This is a genomic window from Nitratidesulfovibrio oxamicus (assembly GCF_015731765.1).
GTDB classification, from domain to species: domain Bacteria; phylum Desulfobacterota; class Desulfovibrionia; order Desulfovibrionales; family Desulfovibrionaceae; genus Cupidesulfovibrio; species Cupidesulfovibrio oxamicus.
On record NZ_VRYY01000244.1, the window covers coordinates 1 to 3,825 of the forward strand.

At 68.7% G+C, this 3,825-nt stretch carries 3 protein-coding genes; all 3 read right to left on the reverse strand.

The window, feature by feature from the left end:
* Positions 1-1,267 (reverse strand): UDP-N-acetylmuramoyl-L-alanyl-D-glutamate--2,6-diaminopimelate ligase (locus FVW20_RS09440; protein WP_196609223.1); only part of this gene is annotated, 1,267 nt, incomplete at its 3' end.
* Positions 1,268-1,279: 12 nt separating this feature from the next.
* Positions 1,280-3,394: a penicillin-binding transpeptidase domain-containing protein gene (locus FVW20_RS09445; RefSeq protein ID WP_231039006.1), complete on the reverse strand. Its 2,115-nt coding sequence runs from the start codon at positions 3,392-3,394 to the stop codon at positions 1,280-1,282.
* 14 nt (positions 3,395-3,408) lie between these two features.
* Positions 3,409-3,696 carry a hypothetical protein gene (locus FVW20_RS09450; RefSeq protein WP_196609224.1) on the reverse strand — a complete coding sequence of 96 codons (288 nt, stop codon included), beginning with the start codon at positions 3,694-3,696 and terminating at the stop codon, positions 3,409-3,411.
* Positions 3,697-3,825 lie beyond the last annotated feature (129 nt).

A 3,825-nucleotide genomic window follows, 5' to 3' on the forward strand; every position in this document is an offset into this window, starting at 1 on the left:
CCTGCGGGTCCTCGTGGCGGGGGTTGTCGGACGTGAGCACGGCCACGTCGGCATGGCGCGCCACCGCCTGCCCCATCAGCGGGCGCTTGGTGCGGTCGCGGTTGCCGCCGCAGCCGAACACGGTGACGATGCGCGAAAAGCCCACCGCGCGCAGCGCGCGCAGCACGTTTTCGAGCGCGTCGGGGGTATGTGCGTAATCGACGAAAATGTCCAGCCCCCGCGGGTTCACGATGCGCTCCAGCCGCCCCGGCACGCCGGTGAAGTCGGCCAGGCTGGCAAAGTCCTGCGGCGCAAGGCCCATGCCCAGGCACACGGCCTGCACGGCCAGCAGGTTGGAGGCGTTGTGCGCGCCGACAAGGTGCGAGGAAAGTTCCCACTGCCGCCCTTCGAAGGTCATGCGCAGCGTGAGGCCCGAGGTGGCGTTGCGCACCATCTCGCCGTGCAGGAACCGACGGCCCGAAACGGCGTTTGCCGCATCCAGCCCGAAGCCGATGGCGTGCGGTGTCTCGCCCAGCAGGCGGCGGCCCCAGGCATCGTCGGCATTGACGGCGCAGGCCTTGTCCGCGTCGGGCAGTTCCGTGAACAGGCGGGCCTTGGCGGCATAGTAGTGTTCCATGTCGCCGTGGTAATCCAGATGGTCCTGCGTCAGGTTGGTCAGGATGGCCCCGGCAAAGCGGATGCCCGCCACGCGGCGCTGGTCCAGCGCGTGCGACGAGACCTCCATCAGCGCCGCGTCCACCCCGGCGTCGCACATGCGGGCCAGCATGGCGTGGGTTTCGATGCAGTCGGGCGTGGTCAGCGGCGCATCCATGGCAAAGCCCGGCCAGCGATAGCTGACGGTGCCCAGCACCCCGGCCCGGCGGCCAAGGGCGGAAAACACGTGTTCCAGCAGGTAGGTGATGGTGGTCTTGCCGTTGGTGCCGGTAACGGCCACCACCGGAAAGGGCAGCGCATCCGTGCCGTAACGGGCCTGGCCCAACAGGCCGATGGCCGCGCGCGGGTCGTCGTGGGCAGCCACCACCGCGCCCTCGGGCGCACCAGCAAGGGCCGCGTCCGCCTTGCCGGGCAGGCAGACCACCGCACCGGCCCCGGCGGCCCATGCCTTGGGAACGAAGTCCGCGCCATCCACGCCAGCGCCGCCATTGGCGGCAACACCGGGCACGGCCACGAACACGTCGCCCCGGCCCACCTTGCGCGAGTCGGTACGGATTTCCGGCGTGTTTTCACGAACACGGACCAGAAGGTCATCAAAAGATATACGGGTCATCTGCCGATGCTCCTACGAATTCTCGGAAAGCCACAGGACGCACTGCCCCGTGGGCTGGCCCTTGGGCCATTCGGTGCCCGGCTCCGGGGTCTGGCGGATCACGGTCTGCCCCACGCCCTTGAGTACGGGCACCATGCCCTGCCGGGCAAAGACCTCCACGGCCCGGCGCACCGACTTGCCCACCACGTTGGGCACCCCGTCGGGGGCTTCGCGCACGGCCTCGGCCACCTCGCGGCGCACTTCCACCGGACCGGTCTTGCCCATGGGCGTGGCGTAGGCGGGGGCTTCGGGATCGGGCGCATCGGGCAGCAGACCATGGTAGGCCATGGTGCGCATGGCCACGTGCTTGAACACGGGCGCAGCGACCACGCCGCCGTACGAATTTTTCTGGGGTTCGTCCACCATGACCAAAATCAGGTACTTGGGCTTGTCGATGGGCGCAAAACCCACGAAGGAAGCCAGCCGCTCGTGACCGTAACGCCCTGTTTCGTCAGCCTTTTGCGCGGTGCCTGTCTTGCCGCCCACCATGATGCCGGGGATGCGTGCGCGGGTGCCGGTGCCGTCTTCCTCCACCACTTCGCGCAGCATGGAGATGACCTGTTTCACCGTCTTGTCGTTGTAGACCTTCTGGCTGGCCGAGTTGGCCGGGGCTTCGTCGTCCACCACCAGACGCAGCGGCTTGCGCTCACCGCCGTTGGCCAGGGTCAGGTAGGCCTGGGCCATCTGCACGCCGGTGGCGGCGATGGCCTGGCCGAACGAGGTGGTGATCAGGTCCGGTTCGGACCAGTGGCGCGGATCGCGCAGGATGCCCTTGCTCTCGGTGATGGGCAGGCCGGTGCGGTCGCCGAAGCCCAACTGGTTCAGGTATTCCCAGTACCGCTTGGCCCCCAGTTCGAGGCCTATCTTGGCCATGCCGATGTTGCTGGAGTAGCGCAGCACCTTGTTCACCGGCAGCACGTCGTAGCTGTGGGAGTCGCGGATGGTGATGTAGCGGGTCTTCCAGCGGCCCTTTTCGCAGTTGAACGTGGTGTCGCCCTTGACCACGCCCTCCTGCAGGGCGGCGGCCACCAGGAACGGCTTGAGCGTGGAGCCGGGCTCCAGCGCGTCGGCGGCAAGGCGGTTGCGCCAGCGTTCGGGCTTGTAGTCGCGGTAGGCGTTGGGGTTGAAGAACGGGTACTGCGCCCAGGCCAGGATGTCGCCCGAATCCACGTCCACCACCAGGCAGCCCCCCCACGAGGCGTCGAACTGATCCACCGAGCGGGCCAGGGCTTCTTCGGCAAAGAACTGCACCTGGGTGTCGATGGTCAGGTGCACGTCGCGGCCACGCAGTGCCGCGCGGCCCGTGCCGCCGTCCATGTCAAGACGGCGCCCGGCGGCATCGCGCTGCACCACGTTGCGGGCGGAATCGCCGCTCAGCACCTCGTCGAAGGTCAGTTCCAGGCCTTCAAGGCCCTTGCTCTCCATGCCCACGAAACCAAGCAACTGCCCGGCCATCTGCTTGAACGGATAAATGCGTTCGTACTCGCTGCTCAGGTACACGCCGGGCAGCCCGGCCTTGCGCACGTTTTCCGCAGCCAGATCGTCCACCTTGCGGGCCACCCACGCAAAACCGCGCTTGGAGGCCACGGCCTCGCGCACCTGTTTGGCCGGGGCTTCCAGCGCCGCGGCCAAGGCATTGACGGTGGCGTCCACGTCGCGCACCTCGCCGGGGCGGACGTAGACGGAGCGCACCTCCACGCTGCGGGCCAGTATCTGCCCGTTGCGGTCGAGGATGGCGCCGCGCCTGCCGGACACGGTCTCCGCCGCCATGTGCTGGCGGCGGGCAAGCCCTGCCAACCGGTCGCCGTCGTAGACCTGCACGTACCAGGCGCGCGACCACAGCAGCAGCCACAGCAGCGCGAACACGCAGCCCACGCCGTACAGGCGCACCTTGCTCCAATCCGCCTCGCCAAAGCGGGCAAAGGGATTGCAGCGCATGCCGCCGCCGAACGATGCGCCGGGGGCCTTCTTGTTGCGCAGGGCGCGCGCGGCCCGGGGGGCGCGCGCTTCGAAAGAGGGGCGCGCATCGCGCGCGGTGCGCGGTGCGGGCCTGCCGAGTATGCGTGACTTCCTGTCTGCTCGCAGCATGACGTTCCGGGGCGCTAGCGCCCCGCCTCCTCGATGCGGCGGATCTGGCCGGGGCGTGCCCCCCGCATGCCCATGGCCTCCGCCTTCCTTCCCAGTTCATACGGCGACATCAGCCGGTCCCGCTCCACTTCCAGCTTGGCGGTCAGGGTTGCCCTGCCGTCCAGTTCGCCCTGCAACTTGCGCAGGTTGTAGGCCATGTCCATGCGCTCGATGTTCAGCCACACCAGCGACAATCCCAACACCAGACTGGTCAGCACCGACAGGATCATGGCCAGCACCCAGCTTCCCACGCCGTGGCTCATGACGCACCCCCTTCCGCCTCTTCGCGGCCTTCCGGGGCGTACTTGTTGCGCCGCCGGGGGCGCGGGGCCTGGCCCTCCGCCAGCCGCTGGGCCGCGCGCAGCTTGGCGCTGGACGCGCGGGAATTGCGG